Here is a 19,284-nt window from a genome sequence, read left to right as displayed (position 1 = left end):
GGATTGCAGTTTACGAGCTGCAGGATTCAGGACATGTCACCATGGCGCGATACAGACGGCCGATGCAAGCGTCGAGACAGGTGCTGATACGCAGGTGACTGCAATCATCGCTGCATGCACCCCGTCCGCGGCGCGGCAGGCGCGACGCGTCGCCATCACTGCGCCTGCGGCGTATCGCCAAACAACTCGCCCTGCACAACCCCCTCTTCCGCACCGCTGAAACCGCTCAATCCCACCCCGACCAGGCGGTAGCGCGTGTCCTCGGGCAGTTCCACGCGCCGGGTCAGCGCCAGCGCAATGTCCGCCAATGCCTCCAGCGAGGCCGGCGGCTGATCTGGCGTGTACGAGCGGGTCAGGATACGGAAGTTGGAGGTCTTCAACTTGAGAACCACGGTGCGCCCGATGCGCTCGGTGCGCCGCGTGGCCAGCCAGGTCTTTTCGGCCAGGCGCAGGATGTGCGGATCCAGTGCCTCCAGCGCGATGTCCTCGCTGAAGGTATCTTCCGAGGACACCGACTGCACCTCCTGATCCGGCTCGACCGGGCGCTCGTCGATGCCGCGTGCGCGCCGGTACAGGCTTTGCCCGAAGCTGCCGAAATGCGCCTGCAGTTCCTCCAGGGGGCGCAGCCGCAGATCGCTGACGGTGACGATGCCCAGCGCCGTCAACTTGCCATCCATCACCTTGCCCACGCCGGGAATGCGATTGACCGGCAGCGGCAACAGGAACGCATCCACCCGACTGGGCGCGATGACGAACTGCCCATCGGGCTTGCGCCAGTCCGAGGCGATCTTGGCCAGGAACTTGTTCGGTGCAATGCCGGCCGATGCGGTGAGTTGGGTTTCCTCGCGGATCTGGGTGCGGATCAGCTGCGCGATTTCGGTGGCCAGTTGCATGCCGGTCTTGGCCTGCGTGACATCCAGGTAGGCTTCGTCCAGGGACAACGGCTCGACCAGATCGGTATGCCGTCGAAAGATCTCGCGTACCTGCCGCGACACCGCCTTGTAGCGCGCAAAATCCGGCGGCACGAACACCGCATCCGGACACAGACGCTCGGCACGCAGCGCCGGCATGGCCGAACGGATGCCATAGGTGCGCGCTTCGTACGAAGCCGCACACACCACCGAACGCGCACCGCGCCAGGCCACCACCACCGGCTTGCCGCGCAGCGATGGATCGTCACGTTGCTCCACGGACGCGTAGAACGCATCCATGTCCACGTGCACGATCTTGCGCATCAAGCTGGTATCTCTCCGGAAGCGTTGGACAATGATAAATCAGCCGCGTCTCACCAATTGCGCCGCCCCCATGGGCCAGCCCGTGCGCGAACGGACGCAAGCGCTGGCGGGACGCTGCGCAGCATCTGTCTCTGCGCTGCCCCACACCAGTACGCACGCCTGACCGGCAGCCGCTGGACGCCATCACCTGCGTTGGCTGCTGTCCGCACAACGCGCTTGCCGCACTGCGCAATCGGCCGAAAACAGCACGCATGCGTACGGATAAAACGTTTGATTGAACCGCGCGCTCTCATGCACCCTTGCCGGCCTCGCCTTTCGCTTCTTGCAGGAAACGTTCGTCATGACTCGTCAAAGTGCGTACTCGCGCGACCAATTGCTGGCCAGCGCGCGCGGGGAGTTGTTCGGACCCGACAGTGCACGCCTGCCCAACGACCCGATGCTGATGTTCGACCGCATCACCGAGATCAACGACAGCGGCGGCGCACACGGCAAGGGCGTGATCCGCGCAGAACTCGACGTGCGCCCGGACCTGTGGTTCTTCGGCTGCCACTTCATCGATGATCCGGTGATGCCCGGCTGCCTGGGCCTGGATGCGATGTGGCAGCTGACCGGCTTCTTCCTCACCTGGATCGGCGCAGCAGGCCGCGGCCGCGCGCTGGGCTGCGGCGAGGTCAAGTTCACCGGCCAGGTGTTGCCGAACGCCAAACTGGTGAGTTACGAAATCGATGTCAGCCGCGTGATCAACCGCAAGCTGGTGATGGCACAGACCGATGCACGCATGCTGGTGGACGGGCGCGAAATCTACACGGCCAACGACCTGCGCGTGGGCATGTTCACTTCAACGGAGAATTTCTGATGCGTCGCGTCGTCGTCACCGGAATGGGCATCACTTCCTGTCTGGGCAATGATCTGGGCACCGTGTCCAGCGCCTTGCGCGAGAGCCGCTCGGGCATCACCGCCTTACCCGACCACGCCGAGGCCGGCCTGCGCAGCCAGGTCGGCGGTGCGGTGGCGCTGGATCTGGACAGCCTGATCGACCGCAAGCTTAAACGCTTCATGGGCGATGCCTCGGCCTACGCCTATCTGGCCATGCGCGATGCGATCGCCGATGCCGGACTGGATGCCGAGCAGGTCAGCGACCTGCGCACCGGCGTGATTGCCGGCTCCGGTGGCGGCTCAAGCCAGTGGCAGGTGGAAACCGCCGACCTGCTGCGCAGCCGTGGTGTGCGCAAGGTCGGCCCGTACATGGTGCCGCGCACGATGTGCTCGGCGGTCTCCGCCTCGTTGGCGACCGCGTTCAAGATCCGCGGCCTGAGCTATTCGCTGTCGGCTGCCTGCGCGACCTCGGCCCATTGCATCGGCGCGGCCGCGGACCTGATCCGGCATGGCGCGCAGGATGTGATGTTCGCCGGCGGCGGCGAAGAACTGCACTGGACCATGAGCGTGATGTTCGATGCGATGGGCGCGTTGTCCACCGGCTTCAACGATCGCCCTGCGGTGGCCTCGCGCCCCTACGACGCGCAGCGCGACGGCTTTGTCATCGGCAGCGGCGGCGGCATGCTGGTGTTGGAGGATTATGACCACGCCATCGCACGCGGCGCACGCATCCATGCCGAATTGCTCGGCTATGGCGTGACCTCCGACGGTGCCGACATGGTCGCGCCCAGCGGCGAAGGTGCGGTGCGCTGCATGCACATGGCCATGCAGGGCCTGACGCGACCGATCGACTACCTCAACACGCATGGCACCTCCACGCCGCTGGGCGATGTGACCGAGCTGGGCGCGGTACGCGAGGTGTTCGGCGACAACGTCCCGCCGCTGTCCTCGACCAAGGCGCTGTCCGGCCATTCCTTGGGCGCGGCCAGCGTGCACGAGGCGATCTACAGCCTGCTGATGCTGCGCGACGGTTTCATGGCCGGCTCGGCGCATATCGACGAACTCGACCCGCGCGCCGAAGGCTTCCCGATCCTGCGACAGACCCAGGACGCCACGTTGAACACGGTGATGTCCAACAGCTTCGGCTTCGGCGGCACCAACGCGGCGCTGGTGTTCGGCCGGGTGTGACGGCGCGGCGCCAGGCGCCGCGCGGAATTGGGAATTGGGGATCGGTATGCGGAGAGATCGCTCTTGCCACTTCCCCGATCCCGATTGCCCAATCCCGGTTCAGCCGGCCATGCCGTTGTGCCGCAACAGCGCATCGATGCTCGGCGCACGCCCACGGAAGGCGCGGAAGTTGTCGGCCGCGCTGCGGCTGCCGCCACGCGACAACACCTCATGGCGGAAGCGCGCGCCGGTGTCGGCCACCTGTCCGGGCGCTTCCTCGAAAGCGGCGTAGGCGTCGGCGCTGAGCACTTCTGCCCACTTGTAGCTGTAGTAACCGGCTGCATAACCACCGGCGAAGATGTGGCTGAACTGGTGCGGGAAGCGATTCCACGCCGGCGGGCGATTGACCGCCACCTCGTCGCGCACGCGCTCGATCAGCTGCAGCACGTTGTCCTGGGTCGGGTCGAAGCTGCTGTGCAGCTGCATGTCGAACAGCGCAAATTCCAGCTGGCGCACGGTGAACATGCCGCTCTGGAAATTGCGTGCGGCCAGCAGCCGGTCGAACAGGTTGCGCGGCAACGGCTCGCCGGTGCGCACATGTGCGGTCATCGCCTGCACGCGCTCCCATTCCCAGCAGAAGTTCTCCATGAACTGGCTCGGAAGTTCCACCGCGTCCCATTCCACCCCGTTGATGCCGGCCACGCCCAACTCGCCGATGCGCGTTAGCAACTGGTGCAGGCCATGGCCCATCTCATGGAACAGCGTGGTGACTTCGCCATGCCGGAACGTGGCCGGCGTATCGCCACTGCCGCGGCCGAAGTTGCATACCAGATACACCAGCGGCGTCTGCACGCCGTTGGCGGTGTCGCGGCGGTTGCGGCAATCGTCCATCCACGCGCCGCCACGCTTGCCTTCGCGCGCGTACAGGTCCAGATAGAACTGGCCGACCAGCTCGCCCTGCGCATCTTCCAGACGATAGAAGCGCACATCCGCATGCCAGACCGGCGCGCGATCGGGCTTGACGGTCAGGCCATACAGGCTGTGGATCACATCGAACAGACCGGCCAGCACCTTGGGCTCGGTGAAGTACTGCTTCACCTCCTGCTCGGAGAAGCTGTAGCGCGCCTGCTTGAGTTTTTCGGAGGCGTAGGCCAAATCCCAGGCCTGCAGTTCGTCCAGGCCAAGTTCGTCGCGGGCGAAGACTTCGAGCTCGGCACGGTCGCGTTGCGCATACGGCTTGGCGCGTACCGCCAGATCGCGCAGGAAGCCCATCACTTCATCCGGGCTTTGCGCCATCTTGGTGGCGACCGAATACTCCGCGTAACTGGCAAACCCGAGCAGCTGCGCCAGCTCGGCGCGCAGGGCCAGGATACGGTCGATATTGGCGCTGTTGTCCAGCGCGGCATCGCCGAACTCGGAGGCGCGCTCGGCGTTGGCGCGATACAGCCGCGCGCGCAGCGCGCGATTGTCCGCATCGGTCTGCACCGGCAGATAGCACGGCATCTGCAAGGTCAGCTTCCAGCCCTGCATGCCGTCTTTTTCCGCGGCCGCGCGTGCAGCGGCGACCACTTCGGCCGGCAGGCCAGACAGCTCGGTGGCGTCCTCGCTCACGTACGACCATGCATCGGTGGCATCGAGCACGTTCTGCGAAAACCTGGCGGCCAGCGCGGACAGTTCTTCCTGGACCTGCGCAAACCGCGCCTTGGACGCGTCATCCAGCTCGGCACCGCCGAGGCGGAAATCGCGCAGCGCGTTTTCCAGCACCTTGCGCCGCGCGGCGTCGTAGTGCGCCGCTTCCGGTGCTTCGGCCAGGGCCTTGTACTGCGCATACAGCGCCAGATTCTGCGCCAGCGCACTGCCGAAGCGACTGAGCTTGGGCAGGTTGCTGTTGTAGGCCTCGCGCAGTTCCGGCGTGTTGACCACCGCCTGCAGATGGCCAACCTGGCCCCAGGCGCGCCACAGCCGCTCGGTGGCATCGTCCAGCGGCACCACGAAGCTGTCCCAGCTGACCGGGCTGACCTGCTCGGCCGCGTTCACCGCCGCCTCGGCGTCGGCCAGCAGTTGATCGATCGCCGGGCCCACGTGCTCGGGGCGGATCGCATCGAAGGACGGCAGTCCGGACAGGTCGAGCAGCGGGTTGGTCATGGGGCGCTCCGGCGGTGGACTGGATCAGGAATCAGGGCGAGGGGATGGCAGACGCTGCGAGACGCAGCGGTTCTGCCAGCGGCTCACGGGATATGGCGGTCATTCCAGCGCCGCACAAGGCAGCGCGGGCAAGTCGCCGCCGTTCACCGCGATGGCAATGGCCGCATCGCTGTCGATGACGTCGATGTCGCGCGCCACGTACCAGGCCGGGTCGTAATAGCTGTGCGCATAGCGCTCGCCGGCATCGCACAGGATGGTGACGATGGAGCCGCTGCGACCCGCCTGGCGCATGCGATGGGCGGCCTGCAGCACGCCGACGAAATTGGTGCCGGTGGAGCCGCCGACGCGGCGGCCGAGCGTGGCGCTGACATGGCGCATCGCCGCCAGGCTCAGGGCGTCGGGCACCTTGATCATCACGTCCACGCAGCTGGCGATGAAGCTGGACTCCACCCGCGGCCGGCCGATGCCTTCAATGCGCGAGCCGCCGGTGATGGCCAGCTCCTTGGGGCACTGCCCGTCCACCGCGCGGCAATAGCCGTCGAAGAACACCGACACTTCCGGGTCGGCGCACAGGATGCGGGTGGCGTGGCGCCGGTAGCGCACATAGCGGCCAAGCGTGGCGCTGGTGCCGCCGGTGCCGGGGCTGCAGACGATCCAGTCGGGAATCGGATGCGGCTCCTCGGCCAGCTGCTTGAAGATCGATTCGGCGATGTTGTTGTTGGCGCGCCAGTCGGTGGCGCGCTCGGCGTAGGTGAACTGGTCCATGAAATGGCCGCCGGTCTCGCGTGCGAGCTGGTGCGAGGCGCTGTCCAGATCGCAGGCACGTTCGACCAGATGGCAGCGGCCGCCTTGGAATTGAATCGCGGCGATCTTTTCCGGCGAGGTCGAGGCTGGCATCACCGCGATGAAGGGCACGCCCAGCAGCCGCGCGAAATAGGCCTCGGAGATGGCGGTCGAGCCACTGGACGCCTCGATCACCGGCCGCCCGGCACGCAGCCAGCCGTTGGTCAGCGCGTACAGGAACAACGAGCGCGCCAGCCGGTGCTTGAGGCTGCCGGTCGGGTGGCTGGACTCGTCCTTGAAGTACAGGTCGATGCCCGCAAAGCCCGGCAGGTCCATCGGAATCAGATGGGTGTCGGCCGAACGGTTGAAATCGGCCTCGATCTTCTGGATGGCGGCGGCCACCCACTGGCGCTGCGACATGGCAGGACTGTGCGGCGAAGGAAGCACCAATTCTACCGCTGCCGGGCGCGCGGACACGGCGGGCGGGTCATCGGGCGGACAGCTGCAAGCCGGTGCTATGCTCATGCCACCTGTCCGCCCGCCCTGACTGCTCCGACTGCCCGTGCTGGATTGCCTGCTCCGTCTGCTGTTGTGCCTGTGCCTGGTTGCCAATACGGCCACCGGTGCATGGGCGTCGGTGGGCATGGCACTGCCGGAGATGGCGTCGGCCGGGGTGCCGTCGGCCGACTCGATGGCGCACGCGTCCATGCCGGCGGCGATGCCGTGCCATGAGCAGATGCCGCCGCCCGCTGCGGCGCACGCCCCCGATAAAACCCAACAGGCGCACGCGGCCGACTGCTGCAAGCTGGGCAGCTGCGACTGCCTGCAGCACTGCAGTCTCGCCTTGCTGACCCTGCCTGCAGTGCCCGCAGGCCTCCCTGGCCGCCCCACCCTGCTTGCCACACTGGCCGGAGGGCGCAGCAGCCCGGTGCCCGAGCAACCGGTTCGACCTCCCATCGCCTGAGCGCTGACGGCTTTGCGCCGTCGTCGGTCCCGCGCGCGTGTTGCGTGGGCTTTCCTAGCGATGCATGCGTCGGCCGTCAGTGGCCGGCCGCAGTGGAGATGTCATGTCTTTCGATCCTGCTTCTTTCGATCCCTCTTCCAGCGGCGGCCTGAGTCGACGCCGCTTCGTGCAAGGCCTCGCCCTGGGCGGTATTGCGGCCGCCGGCGGCCTGTGGCGCGGCGATGTACGTGCCGCCCCCTCGGCCACACCCGTGTTGCGCGGCACCAGTCAGGTGCTGCAGATCGGCCGCATGCCGGTCAACCTCACCGGGCGCACGCGCAGCGCCATCACCGTCAATCACAGCGTGCCGGCCCCCACGCTGCGCTGGCGCGAGGGCGACACGGTCAACGTGCGCGTGCGCAATACGCTGGCCGACCAACCCAGCTCGGTGCACTGGCACGGCCTGTTGCTGCCCGCCAACATGGATGGCGTGCCGGGGATGAGTTTCGACGGCATCGCGCCGGGCCAGGAGTATCACTACCGCTTTGCGCTGCGCCAGTCCGGCACTTACTGGTATCACAGCCATTCGATGTTTCAGGAACAGGCCGGCCTGTACGGCGCGATCGTCATCGACCCGCTGACACCGCCGCCGTATCGGCACGATCGCGAGCACGTGGTACTGCTCTCGGACTGGACCGACCTGGACCCGGCCGCGCTGTTCCGGCGGCTCAAGCAGATGCCCAGTCACGACAATTACGCGCAGCGCACGGTAGGCGATTTCCTGCGCGACGCGCGCGACGACGGCTTGCGCGCAACGCTGGCCGATCGCGGCATGTGGGGCCGCATGCGCATGACCCCGACCGACCTGTCCGACGTCAACGCCAATACCTACACCTACCTGCTCAACGGCGTCGCCCCGGCGGGCAACTGGACCGGCCTGTTCAAGCCCGGCGAGAAGGTACTGCTACGTTTCATCAACGGCTCGTCGATGACCTACTTCGACATCCGCGTTCCCGGCCTGCGCATGACCGTGGTGGCCGCCGACGGCCAGTACGTGCATCCGGTCAGCGTGGACGAGTTGCGCATTGCTGCAGCCGAAACCTTCGACGTGCTTGTCGAGCCCATTGGCCAGGACGCGTTTACCGTGTTCGCGCAGGACATGGGCCGCACCGGATTCGCCTGCGGCACGCTGGCGGTGCGGCATGGACTGCAGGCACCGATTCCTGCGCTGGATCCGCGCGCCATCCTCACCATGCAGGACATGGGGCACGGCGATGGCATGGCGCATGCAGGTCACGCCATGCACGGCGCCGACACGCCGCACAGCGACCCACACGCGGCACACGCGATGGCAATGCCGATGCCGGCCGCGCAGACGCACGGGCATGCAAGCGGCGATGCGCAGCGCAAGAGACCGCACCACCCTGCCAGCGAAGACGGCAACCCGCTGATCGACATGCGCAGCAATGCCACGGTTCCACGCCTGGACGACCCCGGGGTTGGCCTGCGCGACAATGGCCGCCGGGTGCTGCGCTACGCCGACCTGCGCAGCCTTTTCGAGGATCCGGATGGACGCGCGCCTGGGCGCGAGATCGAACTGCATCTGACCGGACATATGGAAAAATTCGCCTGGTCGTTCGACGGCATCGCCTTCGCCTCGGCAGAGCCACTGCAGCTGCAGTACGGCGAGCGGCTGCGCATCGTGCTGGTCAACGACACGATGATGCAGCACCCCATCCATCTGCACGGCATGTGGAGCGATCTGGAAGACGCCGACGGCAATTTCCAGGTGCGCAAGCACACCATCGACATGCCCCCCGGCACGCGCCGCAGCTATCGCGTCCGCGCCGATGCGCTGGGCCGCTGGGCCTACCACTGCCATCTGCTGTACCACATGGAAGCGGGCATGATGCGCGAAGTGCGGGTGGAGGCATGAGTACGCCACGGACGCAATACAGGGCGCTGCTCGCCCTGCTGCTGAGCGCATCGGCAACTGCACAGGAGCATCAGCATGCGGCGGTGGATTCATCCGCGCATGTCGATGGCGCACATGCAATGCAGATGACCAACCAGGCAACGGCTGCCCAGCCACAGACATCCAGCGCGACGGCGGCGTCGCCACCATCCACACAACAGAGCGCTGAGGCGATGCAGATGGATCATGCGCAGATGCAGCACGCGCAGCACTCCAGCAGTGCATCGGCATCGGCAAACGATGCTGACAGCACGCCTGAGCAACGCCCGGTAGAGGCCGACGTTTCAGCATCGCCGGCATCGATGCACCACACAGGCATGCAGCACGCCGCACACCAGACCTCTGCAAATCCACAACTGGACCACACCCGGCAATCGCAGACAGACAGCGACCACGGCGCAATGGAGCACGCATCGATGGATCATGCCTCGATGCATCATGGGCAAGCCCAGCATGGGGCGATGGATCACATCGGCATGGAACACGCGCCGCACACCGAAGCGGCGACGCAGACGCCGGCATTGGCCATCGCCGGCGCACTGCCCCGCACGCCGATCCCCGAGCCCACTGCCGAGGAGATCGCTGCGGCATTCGCACCCTTGCAGCACCATGCGATGCACACACCAGGCATCAATCACTACGTATTACTCGATCGCCTGGAAGCCTTCGACACCACGCGCGGCAGCGGTCACGACTGGGAAGCGCGCGCCTGGATCGGTGGCGACATCGACCGGCTCTGGCTGCGCAGCGAAGGCGAGCGGCAGGACGGGCGCACGCAGGCCGCATCGATGGAAGCGTTCTATGGTCGTGCCATCTCGCCATGGTGGGACCTGCTGGTCGGTGCACGTCAGGACATCGGAGCGGGCGAGCATCGCAGCTGGGCCGCCTTCGGCGTGCAGGGCCTGGCGCCCTACAAGTTCGAGACCGAAGCAACGCTCTATGTCGGCAGCGGCAGCCGCGCGGCACTGCGCCTGGAAGGCGAGTACGAAGTACTGCTCACCAACCGGCTGATCCTGCAGCCGCGCGTGGAAGCCGACATCGCCCTCACCGACGATGACCGGCGCGGCGTCGGCAGCGGGCTGGAGCAGGTCCAGGTCGGCCTGCGGCTGCGCTACGAAATCACCCGCCGCTTCGCGCCCTACATCGGCTGGGTGCACAGCCGCAATTTCGGCGACACCGCACGCCGCGCCGCGATCGAAGAGGAACCGGCACGCGACAGCCGGTTCGTTGCCGGCGTGCGCGTCTGGTTCTGAGACAGCCGCTGTGCGCATGGGCCTGACCGTTCGGATCCAGGTCCATGCCGCGACCTTGAACAGCGCAGTTCGTGCTGTCGCGCGCGATCGGTCACAGAGCGACGCCAGACCGCCGACGCGCACGGTGCAGACATGCCGACAACCATTGCCCCGCTAACATCTGCGTCCGACGCAGCGTGACCTGCCCCCCACATTCCACCGAGGAGACCGTAATGCCTTTGTCCGATCTGCAACACGTCCCCGGCGCCAGCGCCGCGCCTGCCGACACCGCCGGCTTCGTGTTCAACCACACCATGCTGCGCGTCAAGGATGCGCAGCGTTCGCTGGATTTCTACACGCGCGTGCTGGGATTCCGCCTGCTGGACGCGCGCAATTTTCCCGATGCGCAATTCAGCCTGTACTTCCTGGCCCTGCTGCCCGACGGCACCGCGATCCCCGACGACGATGCCGCGCGTCGGCTGTGGATGGCCGGCATCCCCGGCGTGCTCGAACTCACCCACAACCACGGCACCGAAACCCAGGACGGCCCGGTCTACCACGACGGCAACAGCGAGCCGCGCGGCTTTGGCCACATCTGCATCTCGGTGCCCGACATCCACGCCGCCTGCGCGCGCTTCGACTCCCTAAAAGTGCCGTACCAGAAACGCCTGGAAGACGGCCGCATGAAGCACCTGGCCTTTATCAAGGACCCGGACGGCTACTGGGTGGAGATCATTTCCAATACGCCGTTGGCGTGACGCATAACAAAATGCCCGGAGTTCACGGGCATTTTTTGTTTCAAGCACGTGCGCTGTCGGCACGTCGCTTTCGAGCAGGGTATGTCGGCAGAGGGGGCGCCCACGCAGTTGGATCGGCCAGGCTTTGCTGGACGGGCGAACAGTCGGACCGCGGAAATACGCCATCAGGTGAGCTGCAGCGCCGGATCCTACCCCAACAACGTCGCATTGCGTGTCCCCCACGCAATGCGACATGGCACTGTCAGATCGCGCGGACAGCGATCAACGGCACAGTGCTTTGGTCCATCGGACAACGATCCGCAGTCGGCTAGAACGCTCAGTTGCGCACTTAGTGTGAGCGCATCGTGCGCAATTGGCAGTCGGGGCGGTCCCCACGTCTGTAGGGGCCGCCCCGGAGGTGGCACTTCTCTACGCGCGCAGCAGTCCGCCATGACTGCGCTGCCACTCGTGCGGCGGGCGCAGGGCGGCAAGCGTGTGGACCAGCTCGCGATAGGTGGCGGCCAATTGCGCGAACAGGCCTGCATCGCTGTAACGCGTGTCGGCCACCTCGAAATACGCGCCGCGGCCCAACGCGATGAAATAGTCGACGCTGAGCCGTCGGCGCTGCGCAACTCCGGGAAACAGGCCCGCAATCAACAGGCATTGATCTCCGATATCGCGTAACGCATCCGCCCGCAGGCTGCCGATCTGGTTCTGGGCATGCAGCCAGGCCAGGGCCTGCGTGCGCGAAAACAGCTGCGCATCGCGCTGCAGGCGCAGCAACACGAAGACCAGATAATGCTCGCGCGATTCGTCCAGCGGACGTGCAATCCGCTGCCCCGCTTCACGTACCAACGCCTGCCACACCTCGGCCGGCGCGCCCTGTTTGAAAGACTCGTGCATACGTCCTCCTGCGTGATGGGACCCTCGCAGGAAGCGTATGCATAACCTGGACCAGAGCGTTGGCAGCCGGATCGCTCGTCTGCCAATCTTCCGTCGCTGCGGCACCGATAGCGACCCAAGCGCGGTCGCGCGAAGCGGCGCCGCATCTGCCCTTGCGCGATGCCGACGCAGAGCCACTCGTAGCGTCACCCGACGCCGACATGTGCGAGCGAAGGAAGCGATGAAACGTAGCGGGGGCGTTGGGCGGGCGCGCGAACCCACAACAGTGCATGGTGGTAGAGGCCGCCCGGCAGCGACTGCGCTCATTCGAGTGAGCGCAGCCCTGCGATCGGCCGTGCTTACTCCACCGTCACCGCCTTGGCCAAATTGCGCGGCTTGTCCACATCGGTGCCGCGCGCCAGTGCGGTGTGATACGCCAGCAGCTGCACCGGAATGGTGTGGATCACCGGCGACAGCACGCCGGCGTGGCGCGGGGTGCGGATCACGTGCACGCCTTCGGATTCGCTGAAGTGGCTGTCCTGGTCGGCGAACACGAACAGCTCGCCGCCGCGTGCACGCACCTCCTGCATGTTGGACTTGACCTTCTCCAGCAGGCGATCGTTGGGCGCGATCACCACCACCGGCATCGCCGCGTCCACCAGCGCCAGCGGGCCGTGCTTCAACTCGCCGGCCGGATACGCTTCGGCGTGGATATAGGAGATTTCCTTGAGCTTGAGCGCGCCTTCCAGCGCGATCGGGTAATGCAGGCCGCGGCCGAGAAACAGTGCGTTTTCCTTGACCGAGAAACGCTCGGCCCAGGCCATGATCTGCGGCTCCAGATTCAGCGCGTGCTGCACGCTGCCGGGCAGAAAGCGCAGCTGCTCCAGATAGTCCGCCTCTTCGGCTTCGCCGATGCGCCCCTGCAATTTGCCCAGCACCATGGTCAGCTGGAACAGCACCGCCAGCTGGGTGGTGAATGCCTTGGTCGAGGCGACGCCGATCTCGGCACCGGCACGCGTGTAGCAGACCAGCTCGCTGGCGCGCGGGATGGCGCTTTCGGGCACGTTGCAGATCGACAGCGTGTGCAGATGCCCCAGCGATTTGGCGTATTTCAGTGCCTCCATCGTGTCCAGCGTTTCGCCGGATTGGGAGATGGTGACGATCAGATGTTTCGGGTTGGCGTAGGCGGCGCGATAGCGGTACTCGCTGGCGATCTCCACGCTGCACGGCAGCCCGGCGATCGCCTCGATCCAGTAGCGCGCGGTCATGCCGGCGTAATAGCTGGTGCCGCAGGCCAGGATCTGCACGCCTTCGATGTCGCGCAACACCGCTTCGGCAGTCGGGCCGAACAGGGACGCAGGGAAGCCCTTGGCATCGATCGCCGCTTCGATGGTATCGGCCAGCGCACGCGGTTGCTCGTGGATTTCCTTCTGCATGAAATGGCGGAACGGGCCCAGTTCCAGCGATGCCAGCGACACATCCGACAGATGCAGCGGGCGCTCGACCGGCGCGTCGTTGCCATCGAAGATGCGCACGCCATCGCGGCGCAACTCGGCGGTGTCGCCTTCTTCCAGGAAGATCACCTGGCGGGTGGCCTGCACGATGGCCGAGACATCGGAGGCGACGAAGTTCTCGCCCTCGCCCACGCCGATCAGCAACGGGCAGCCCATGCGCGCGCAGACGAAGCGCTCCGGCTCGGCCTGGCTCATCACCGCCAGCGCATAGGCACCGGTGAGTTCCTTGACGGTGCGTTGCAGCGCGGTCAACAGGTCGCCTGCACTGCCCAGATGGTGATGGATCAGATGCGCGATGACCTCGGTATCGGTCTGCGACTCGAAGGTGTAGCCGAGCGCGCGCAGCTTCTCGCGCTGCTGCTCGTGGTTTTCGATGATGCCGTTGTGCACCAGTGCCACGCCCGCACTGATGTGCGGGTGCGCGTTGGCCTCGGTGACGCCGCCATGGGTGGCCCAGCGGGTGTGGCCGATGCCCAGCGTCGCGCCGAACTGCTCGGCCTGCGCCGCCTGCGCCATCTCCGCCACGCGCCCGGTGCGGCGCACGCGGCGCACCTGGTCGCCATCGAGCACGGCGATGCCGGAGGAATCGTAGCCGCGGTACTCCAGACGCTTGAGTCCCTCGATCAGGACCGGGACCACGTCGCGCCCGGCGATCGCTCCGACAATGCCGCACATAGGACAACCCTTGAGGACGAAGCCGCGCATTTTAGCGTGTCCGCTCTTGTCCGCTGCATGACCATGCCCGGACAACCTGTCCGCAGCGGTGTCCGCGGACACTGCGGACACCGTTCGCCAGCCCATAAAGCTGATTGCTTTCAATCACTTGAAGGTTGGCACACGTCCTGCTTTATCGCAGTGACGCCACCGAGCCAGCCGACCATGATTCGCGATACCTCCGCCCAGGACCAGGTTCTCCGTACACCCGCCCGGCACGCGCCCTGGCGCCGTTGGCTATGGCCCGGCGTCGCCGCGGTCGCGGTACTGGCCGGCATTGGCTGGGCGGTCACCGCGTGGAGCGCCGGCAGCCGTTCGTTCGATGCCAGCCGGGTGCGCATCGCCACGGTCAGCCAGGGCGACCTGGTCCGCGACATCGCCGCCGACGGCCGCGTCATCGCCGCCAACAGCCCGGTGCTATATGCCATCTCGGCCGGCACGGTGACGCTGAGCGTGGTGGCCGGCGACGTGGTCAAGCAGGGCCAGGAGCTGGCACGTATCGACAGCCCGGAGCTGCGCAGCAAGCTGGCCCAGGAGCAGGCCACCCTGGCCGGGCTGGAAGCCGAGTCCAGCCGCGCCGCCCTGGATGCCACCCTGGCCCGCGCCACGGCCAGCAAGCTCACTGACCAGGCCAAGATCGACAAGCAGGCCGCCGCGCGCGACCTGGAACGCTACCAGCGCGGCTACGATGGCGGCGCGGTGCCGCAGGTGGAACTGGCCAAGGCCCAGGACACCCTGAAGAAGACCGACATCGACCTGCAGCACGCCCAGCGGGATGCGTCCCTGAAGAGCCAGGGTGCAGACCTGGATTCGCGCAACAAGCGCCTGCTCGCCGACCGCCAGCGCGCGGTGGTGGCCGAGGTGCAGCGCCAGGTGGATGCGCTCACGCTGCTGTCGCCGTTCGATGGCCAGGTCGGCCAGGTGCAGGCCGTGCAGCACACCCAGGTCGCGGCGAACGCGCCGATCCTGGGCGTGGTGGACCTGTCCAAGTTCGAAGTCGAGATCAAGGTGCCGGAAAGTTTTGCGCGCGATCTGGCGATCGGCATGCCGGCGCAGCTCACCAGCGGCAGCGGCGAGCCGTTTCCGGGCGCCATCTCGGCGGTGTCGCCGGAAGTGGTCAACGGCGAAGTCACCGCGCGCATCCGCTTTGCCGACAAGCAGCCGCCGGGCCTGCGCCAGAGCCAGCGCATGAGCGCACGCGTGGTGATGGACACGCGCCGCAACGTGCTCAAGGTCGAACGCGGCCCGTTCGTCGAACAATCCGGCGGCAGCTACGCCTACGTGATGGACGGCAACACCGCGGTGCGCCGGCCGGTACGCATGGGTGTCAGCAGCCTGGGCGAGGTGCAGGTGCTGTCCGGGCTGCAGGTCGGCGACCGCGTGGTGGTCTCCGGCGCAGACAACTTCGGTGACGCACCGCGCGTCACCGTCCACTAATTCTTTCTTCCCACCTTACCCGCAAAGGAATCGGCAATGCTCAAGATGCAATCGGTCTCCAAGGTCTTTCGCACCGAACAGGTGGAAACGCACGCGCTGCGCTCGCTGGACCTGCATGTGCGCGAAGGCGAGTTCGTCGCGGTCACCGGCCCGTCCGGCTCGGGCAAGACCACTTTCCTCAACCTGGCCGGGCTGCTGGAGACCTTCACCAGCGGGCAGTACCTGCTCGACGGCGAAGACGTCAGCCATCTGTCCGACGACGCGCGTTCGCGCCTGCGCAACCGCAAGATCGGTTTCATCTTCCAGGGCTTCAACCTGATTCCCGATCTCAACCTGTTCGACAACGTCGATGTGCCGCTGCGTTATCGCGGCATGGCCGCGGCCGAACGCAAGCAGCGCATCGAAGAAGCCTTGACCAAGGTCGGGCTGGGCTCGCGCCTGAAGCACTACCCCACCGAGCTGTCCGGCGGCCAGCAGCAGCGTGCCGCCATCGCGCGCGCACTGGCCGGCAGCCCGCGCCTGTTGCTGGCCGACGAACCCACCGGCAACCTCGACTCGCAGATGGCACGCGGAGTGATGGAACTGCTGGAAGAGATCAACAGCCAGGGCACCACCATCGTGATGGTCACCCACGACCCGGAGCTGGCCGCACGCGCGCAGCGCAACGTGCATATCGTCGACGGCCAGGCCACCGATCTGGAACGCAACCCCGCCCTGATGCGCGCGCGCGACAGCGTCCCCACCCTGGCCGAGTAGGAGGCACACCCCATGTTCGGCTACTACTTCAATCTTGCCTTACGCAGCTTCCGCCGCAACAAGGTACTCACCGCGCTGATGGTGCTGGCCATCGCGCTCGGCATCGGCGCCAGCATGACCACGCTGACGGTGTTCTATGTGCTGTCCGGCGATCCGATCCCGCAGAAGAGCGACCGCTTGTTTAGCGTCCTGGTGGATCCATACCCCAAGGCCGGATACCAGCCGGGAGAAGAGCCTGGCGACCAGGTCACTCGCTTCGATGCCGAAGCGCTGCTGCGTGAAAAGCGTGCAAAACGCCAGGCGCTGATGACCGGCGGAAGAGTGGCGATCGAGCCCAGCAAGAATGGCATGACCGCCTTCAAATCCGAAGTACGCTTCACGTCGGCAGATTTCTTCCCGATGTTCGAAACGCCTTTCCTGTATGGCCAAGGCTGGTCGGCCAGTAGCGACGAGGCGCACGAACGCGTTGCGGTGATCACCCAGGAACTCAACGACAAGCTGTTCGACGGCAGCAATAGCGTTGGCCGCGACCTGCGCATGGACAAGAACACCTTCCGCATCGTTGGCGTTCTTGCTCACTGGAAAGCCAATCCGCGCTTTTACGATCTCAGCGATAGCTACGGCTCGAACGAACAGGCGTATCTGCCGTTTTCCGTGGCGATAGATCTGAAAATGGACCATTACGGCGGCACGAATTGCTACGGCAAGAGCGCCAGCAGTGATCAAACCGCGCTCAATGCGCCCTGCACCTGGATGCAGTACTGGGTGGAGCTCGATAGCCCAGCGCAGGCTGGCGACTACAAAGCCTACCTGGATAACTACTCCGATCAGCAGCGCGCTGCAGGGCGTTTCGAACGTCCGAACAATACCCGCCTGCGTAACGTGATGGAGTGGCTGGACTACAAGGAAGTGGTTCCTGGCGACGTTCGCCTGCAGCTGTGGCTGGCGATGGGCTTCCTGCTGGTGTGCCTGCTCAATACCGTGGGTCTGTTGCTCGCCAAGTTCCTGCGCCGCAGTGGAGAGATCGGTGTGCGTCGTGCCCTGGGCGCCTCACGCGGCGCCATCTTTGCGCAGTGCCTGGTCGAAGCCGGAACCATCGGACTTGCGGGCGGTATTACAGGGCTTGGGCTGGCATGGTTGGGCTTGTGGGTGGTGCGCCAACAACCTGTCGACTACGCCAAGCTTGCGCATCTGGATCCAAAGATGCTGTTGCTCACCTTCGCACTGGCGCTGGTTGCCAGTCTATTGGCCGGCTTGCTGCCGTCCTGGCGCGCCATCCAGGTCGCGCCCGCACTGCAGCTCAAAGCATCCTGACTCCCACACCCGCCGCGCTGCGGCGGGCACGGCCTCTTATCGAAGGTACCGCCCATGGACATCCGCCCCATCATTTCCACGTTGCGCCGTCACAAGACCGCAGCCGCATTGATCGTGCTCGAGATCGCACTGGCCTGCGCGATCATCTGCAACGCCATGTTTCTGATCGGCAACCGCATTGAAACGCTGCAACAGTCCAGTGGCATCGCTGAGTCGGAACTGGTCAGCGTCCAACTGGGGGGCATCGGTACCCAGGTCAATGCGCAAGCACGTACGCGCGAGGATCTGGCTGCGCTGCGAAGCCTGCCCGGTGTCCGTGGCGCGATCGTCATCAACCAGGTGCCCTTCGTCCATTACTCATGGAATAGCGGCATCTCCCTGACCAGGGAGCAGGAGCGCCAGACGCTCAATGCCGCACAATTCATGTCGGGCGAAAGCACCGTGGGCACGCTTGGCCTGCAACTGGTAGCCGGCAGGGATTTCGCTGCAAGCGAATTCATTGATATGGAGCAAACGAACAACGACAGATTTCTCGACAGCCGAGGGATCTCGGTGATCATCGCGCAACCCATGGCCGACAAGCTGTTCCCGAACCGCAATGCGTTGGGCAAGACAATTTACGCGGGTGAAACGGCATTACACATCATCGGCATCGTGCAGACACTGGCACGCCCGAACAACAACAATTTCAATGGCGTCAATCAAAGCAACTACTCGATGTTGCTGCCCATACGCATCGATTACACCGCAGGCCAGTACATCATCCGTGTCACCGACCAAGCGCGTCGCGCAGAGGTGTTGCAGTCCGCAGTTGCCGCATTGATGAAGTTGGACAACGGCCGACTGGTGCTGAAGCAGCAGACCTACAGCGAGATCCGCGACGAATACTTCCAGAACGACCGCGCGATGGTCTGGTTACTTGGTGCAGTCTGTATCGCGCTGCTGATCGTCACCGCGCTGGGCATCGTTGGCCTGGCCAGCTTCTGGGTGCAGCAACGCACCAAACAGATCGGCATTCGTCGCGCCCTGGGCGCAACGCGCGGCCAGATCCTGCGCTACTTCCAGATCGAGAATTTTCTGCTGGCCTCGGTCGGCATCGTGCTCGGCATGTTGCTGGCGTACTCGATCAATGTCTGGCTGATGGCCCGCTACGAGTTGCCGCGCCTGCCGGTGCTGTATCTGCCGATCGGCGCACTGCTGCTCTGGTCGCTGGGCCAGATCGCCGTGTACTGGCCCGCACGGCGCGCCGCGCTGGTACCACCGGCGGTGGCCACGCGCAGCGCGTGATGCGCACGCTGCACGTCAGCGGTCGCTGTCGACCCGCTAACGTGCAGCACATGGCATCCAGCGATGTTGCGCAGATCCTGCACGATCGCAGCACGCTGAAATTAACGAGGACATCGGTCGTTTGTGAAACGCTGATTGCGCCACGATCGCCTTAGCCAAGGCGCCTGCGGCGCGGATTCCTGGCCGCCTGATATCTGGCGCTGCGCCCGGACCTGCGCTTGAGGTCGGCATCGACGCAACCTGCTGCCAACCTCATTGCACTGCTCAGACGATCCCCACATTGCCGG

General features: G+C 65.7%; 15 protein-coding genes. 10 read left to right on the top strand and 5 right to left on the bottom strand.

Annotation, left to right across the window (positions count from 1 at the left end; all coding sequences use genetic code 11):
- Nucleotides 1-155: 155 nt before the first annotated feature.
- On the bottom strand, nt 156-1,235 hold the full coding sequence (gene dinB / locus FHT08_RS01230) for a DNA polymerase IV (RefSeq protein ID WP_166774015.1): 1,080 nt from the start codon (nt 1,233-1,235) through the stop codon (nt 156-158).
- Between the two features lie 340 nt (nt 1,236-1,575).
- Between dinB and fabA the strand changes: the two genes are divergently transcribed.
- Both fabA and fabB read left to right on the top strand, forming a co-directional pair.
- Complete coding sequence (gene fabA, locus FHT08_RS01225; RefSeq protein WP_104605968.1) at nt 1,576-2,091, top strand: 3-hydroxyacyl-[acyl-carrier-protein] dehydratase FabA; 516 nt, start codon at nt 1,576-1,578, stop codon at nt 2,089-2,091.
- A complete protein-coding gene (fabB, locus tag FHT08_RS01220; protein WP_166774014.1) occupies nt 2,091-3,299 on the top strand; it encodes a beta-ketoacyl-ACP synthase I in 1,209 nt (402 codons plus the stop codon). The genes fabA and fabB overlap by 1 nt, the downstream gene beginning before the upstream one ends.
- Nucleotides 3,300-3,398: 99 nt before the next feature.
- Here fabB and FHT08_RS01215 read toward each other — a convergent pair whose 3' ends face one another.
- Both FHT08_RS01215 and FHT08_RS01210 read right to left on the bottom strand, forming a co-directional pair.
- Nucleotides 3,399-5,423, bottom strand: a complete 2,025-nt coding sequence (locus FHT08_RS01215) for a M3 family metallopeptidase (protein ID WP_166774013.1) — start codon at nt 5,421-5,423, stop codon at nt 3,399-3,401.
- A gap of 99 nt (nt 5,424-5,522) precedes the next feature.
- On the bottom strand, nt 5,523-6,626 hold the full coding sequence (locus FHT08_RS01210; RefSeq protein ID WP_166774012.1) for a PLP-dependent cysteine synthase family protein: 1,104 nt from the start codon (nt 6,624-6,626) through the stop codon (nt 5,523-5,525).
- Between the two features lie 142 nt (nt 6,627-6,768).
- Here FHT08_RS01210 and FHT08_RS01205 point away from each other — a divergent pair, with 142 nt between their 5' ends.
- From FHT08_RS01205 to gloA, 4 genes are all read left to right on the top strand, one after another.
- Nucleotides 6,769-7,170 (top strand): CopL family metal-binding regulatory protein, encoded by a 402-nt coding sequence (locus FHT08_RS01205; protein ID WP_104536357.1) that lies wholly within the window; start codon nt 6,769-6,771, stop codon nt 7,168-7,170.
- Nucleotides 7,171-7,273: 103 nt separating this feature from the next.
- Nucleotides 7,274-9,085, top strand: coding sequence for a copper resistance system multicopper oxidase (locus FHT08_RS01200; protein WP_104536358.1), 1,812 nt, complete (start codon nt 7,274-7,276; stop codon nt 9,083-9,085).
- Nucleotides 9,082-10,377 (top strand): copper resistance protein B, encoded by a 1,296-nt coding sequence (locus FHT08_RS01195; protein WP_166774011.1) that lies wholly within the window; start codon nt 9,082-9,084, stop codon nt 10,375-10,377. Before FHT08_RS01200 ends, FHT08_RS01195 begins: the two co-directional genes overlap by 4 nt.
- A 212-nt stretch (nt 10,378-10,589) precedes the next feature.
- Complete coding sequence (gene gloA / locus FHT08_RS01190) at nt 10,590-11,114, top strand: lactoylglutathione lyase (RefSeq protein ID WP_166774010.1); 525 nt, start codon at nt 10,590-10,592, stop codon at nt 11,112-11,114.
- A gap of 408 nt (nt 11,115-11,522) precedes the next feature.
- On the opposite strand, the gene FHT08_RS01185 is transcribed toward gloA, so the two are convergent.
- Nucleotides 11,523-11,996: a hypothetical protein gene (locus tag FHT08_RS01185; protein ID WP_104536360.1), complete on the bottom strand. Its 474-nt coding sequence runs from the start codon at nt 11,994-11,996 to the stop codon at nt 11,523-11,525.
- A 338-nt stretch (nt 11,997-12,334) separates the two neighbouring features.
- Nucleotides 12,335-14,164 (bottom strand): glutamine--fructose-6-phosphate transaminase (isomerizing), encoded by a 1,830-nt coding sequence (gene glmS / locus FHT08_RS01180; RefSeq protein WP_166774009.1) that lies wholly within the window; start codon nt 14,162-14,164, stop codon nt 12,335-12,337.
- 204 nt (nt 14,165-14,368) lie between these two features.
- Between glmS and FHT08_RS01175 the strand changes: the two genes are divergently transcribed.
- From FHT08_RS01175 to FHT08_RS01160, 4 genes are read left to right on the top strand one after another with little or no spacing between them, the layout of a single operon-like run.
- Nucleotides 14,369-15,640 (top strand): efflux RND transporter periplasmic adaptor subunit, encoded by a 1,272-nt coding sequence (locus FHT08_RS01175; protein WP_166774008.1) that lies wholly within the window; start codon nt 14,369-14,371, stop codon nt 15,638-15,640.
- Between the two features lie 36 nt (nt 15,641-15,676).
- On the top strand, nt 15,677-16,396 hold the full coding sequence (locus FHT08_RS01170; protein WP_166774007.1) for an ABC transporter ATP-binding protein: 720 nt from the start codon (nt 15,677-15,679) through the stop codon (nt 16,394-16,396).
- A 12-nt stretch (nt 16,397-16,408) separates the two neighbouring features.
- Nucleotides 16,409-17,710: an ABC transporter permease gene (locus FHT08_RS01165; protein WP_166774006.1), complete on the top strand. Its 1,302-nt coding sequence runs from the start codon at nt 16,409-16,411 to the stop codon at nt 17,708-17,710.
- 54 nt (nt 17,711-17,764) lie between these two features.
- Complete coding sequence (locus FHT08_RS01160) at nt 17,765-18,997, top strand: FtsX-like permease family protein (RefSeq protein WP_166774005.1); 1,233 nt, start codon at nt 17,765-17,767, stop codon at nt 18,995-18,997.
- Nucleotides 18,998-19,284: the final 287 nt, after the last annotated feature.

Origin of the sequence: Xanthomonas sp. CFBP 8151, assembly GCF_011761885.1 — a bacterium.
GTDB lineage: Bacteria > Pseudomonadota > Gammaproteobacteria > Xanthomonadales > Xanthomonadaceae > Xanthomonas > Xanthomonas arboricola_B.
The sequence above is the reverse complement of the archived record's forward strand: the minus strand, read 5'-3'. Positions and strand labels throughout refer to the sequence as shown.

What these genes read in the sequence shown, in the direction of transcription:
- FHT08_RS01210 (WP_166774012.1), bottom strand. Translation starts at nt 6,626, where the DNA reads ATGTCGCAGCGCCAGTGGGTGGCCGCCGCCATCCAGAAGATCGAGGCC.
- dinB (WP_166774015.1), bottom strand. Translation starts at nt 1,235, where the DNA reads ATGCGCAAGATCGTGCACGTGGACATGGATGCGTTCTACGCGTCCGTG.
- FHT08_RS01185 (WP_104536360.1), bottom strand. Translation starts at nt 11,996, where the DNA reads ATGCACGAGTCTTTCAAACAGGGCGCGCCGGCCGAGGTGTGGCAGGCG.
- FHT08_RS01215 (WP_166774013.1), bottom strand. Translation starts at nt 5,423, where the DNA reads ATGACCAACCCGCTGCTCGACCTGTCCGGACTGCCGTCCTTCGATGCG.
- FHT08_RS01195 (WP_166774011.1), top strand. Translation starts at nt 9,082, where the DNA reads ATGAGTACGCCACGGACGCAATACAGGGCGCTGCTCGCCCTGCTGCTG.
- FHT08_RS01200 (WP_104536358.1), top strand. Translation starts at nt 7,274, where the DNA reads ATGTCTTTCGATCCTGCTTCTTTCGATCCCTCTTCCAGCGGCGGCCTG.
- FHT08_RS01170 (WP_166774007.1), top strand. Translation starts at nt 15,677, where the DNA reads ATGCTCAAGATGCAATCGGTCTCCAAGGTCTTTCGCACCGAACAGGTG.
- FHT08_RS01165 (WP_166774006.1), top strand. Translation starts at nt 16,409, where the DNA reads ATGTTCGGCTACTACTTCAATCTTGCCTTACGCAGCTTCCGCCGCAAC.
- FHT08_RS01160 (WP_166774005.1), top strand. Translation starts at nt 17,765, where the DNA reads ATGGACATCCGCCCCATCATTTCCACGTTGCGCCGTCACAAGACCGCA.
- glmS (WP_166774009.1), bottom strand. Translation starts at nt 14,164, where the DNA reads ATGTGCGGCATTGTCGGAGCGATCGCCGGGCGCGACGTGGTCCCGGTC.
- fabA (WP_104605968.1), top strand. Translation starts at nt 1,576, where the DNA reads ATGACTCGTCAAAGTGCGTACTCGCGCGACCAATTGCTGGCCAGCGCG.
- gloA (WP_166774010.1), top strand. Translation starts at nt 10,590, where the DNA reads ATGCCTTTGTCCGATCTGCAACACGTCCCCGGCGCCAGCGCCGCGCCT.
- FHT08_RS01175 (WP_166774008.1), top strand. Translation starts at nt 14,369, where the DNA reads ATGATTCGCGATACCTCCGCCCAGGACCAGGTTCTCCGTACACCCGCC.
- fabB (WP_166774014.1), top strand. Translation starts at nt 2,091, where the DNA reads ATGCGTCGCGTCGTCGTCACCGGAATGGGCATCACTTCCTGTCTGGGC.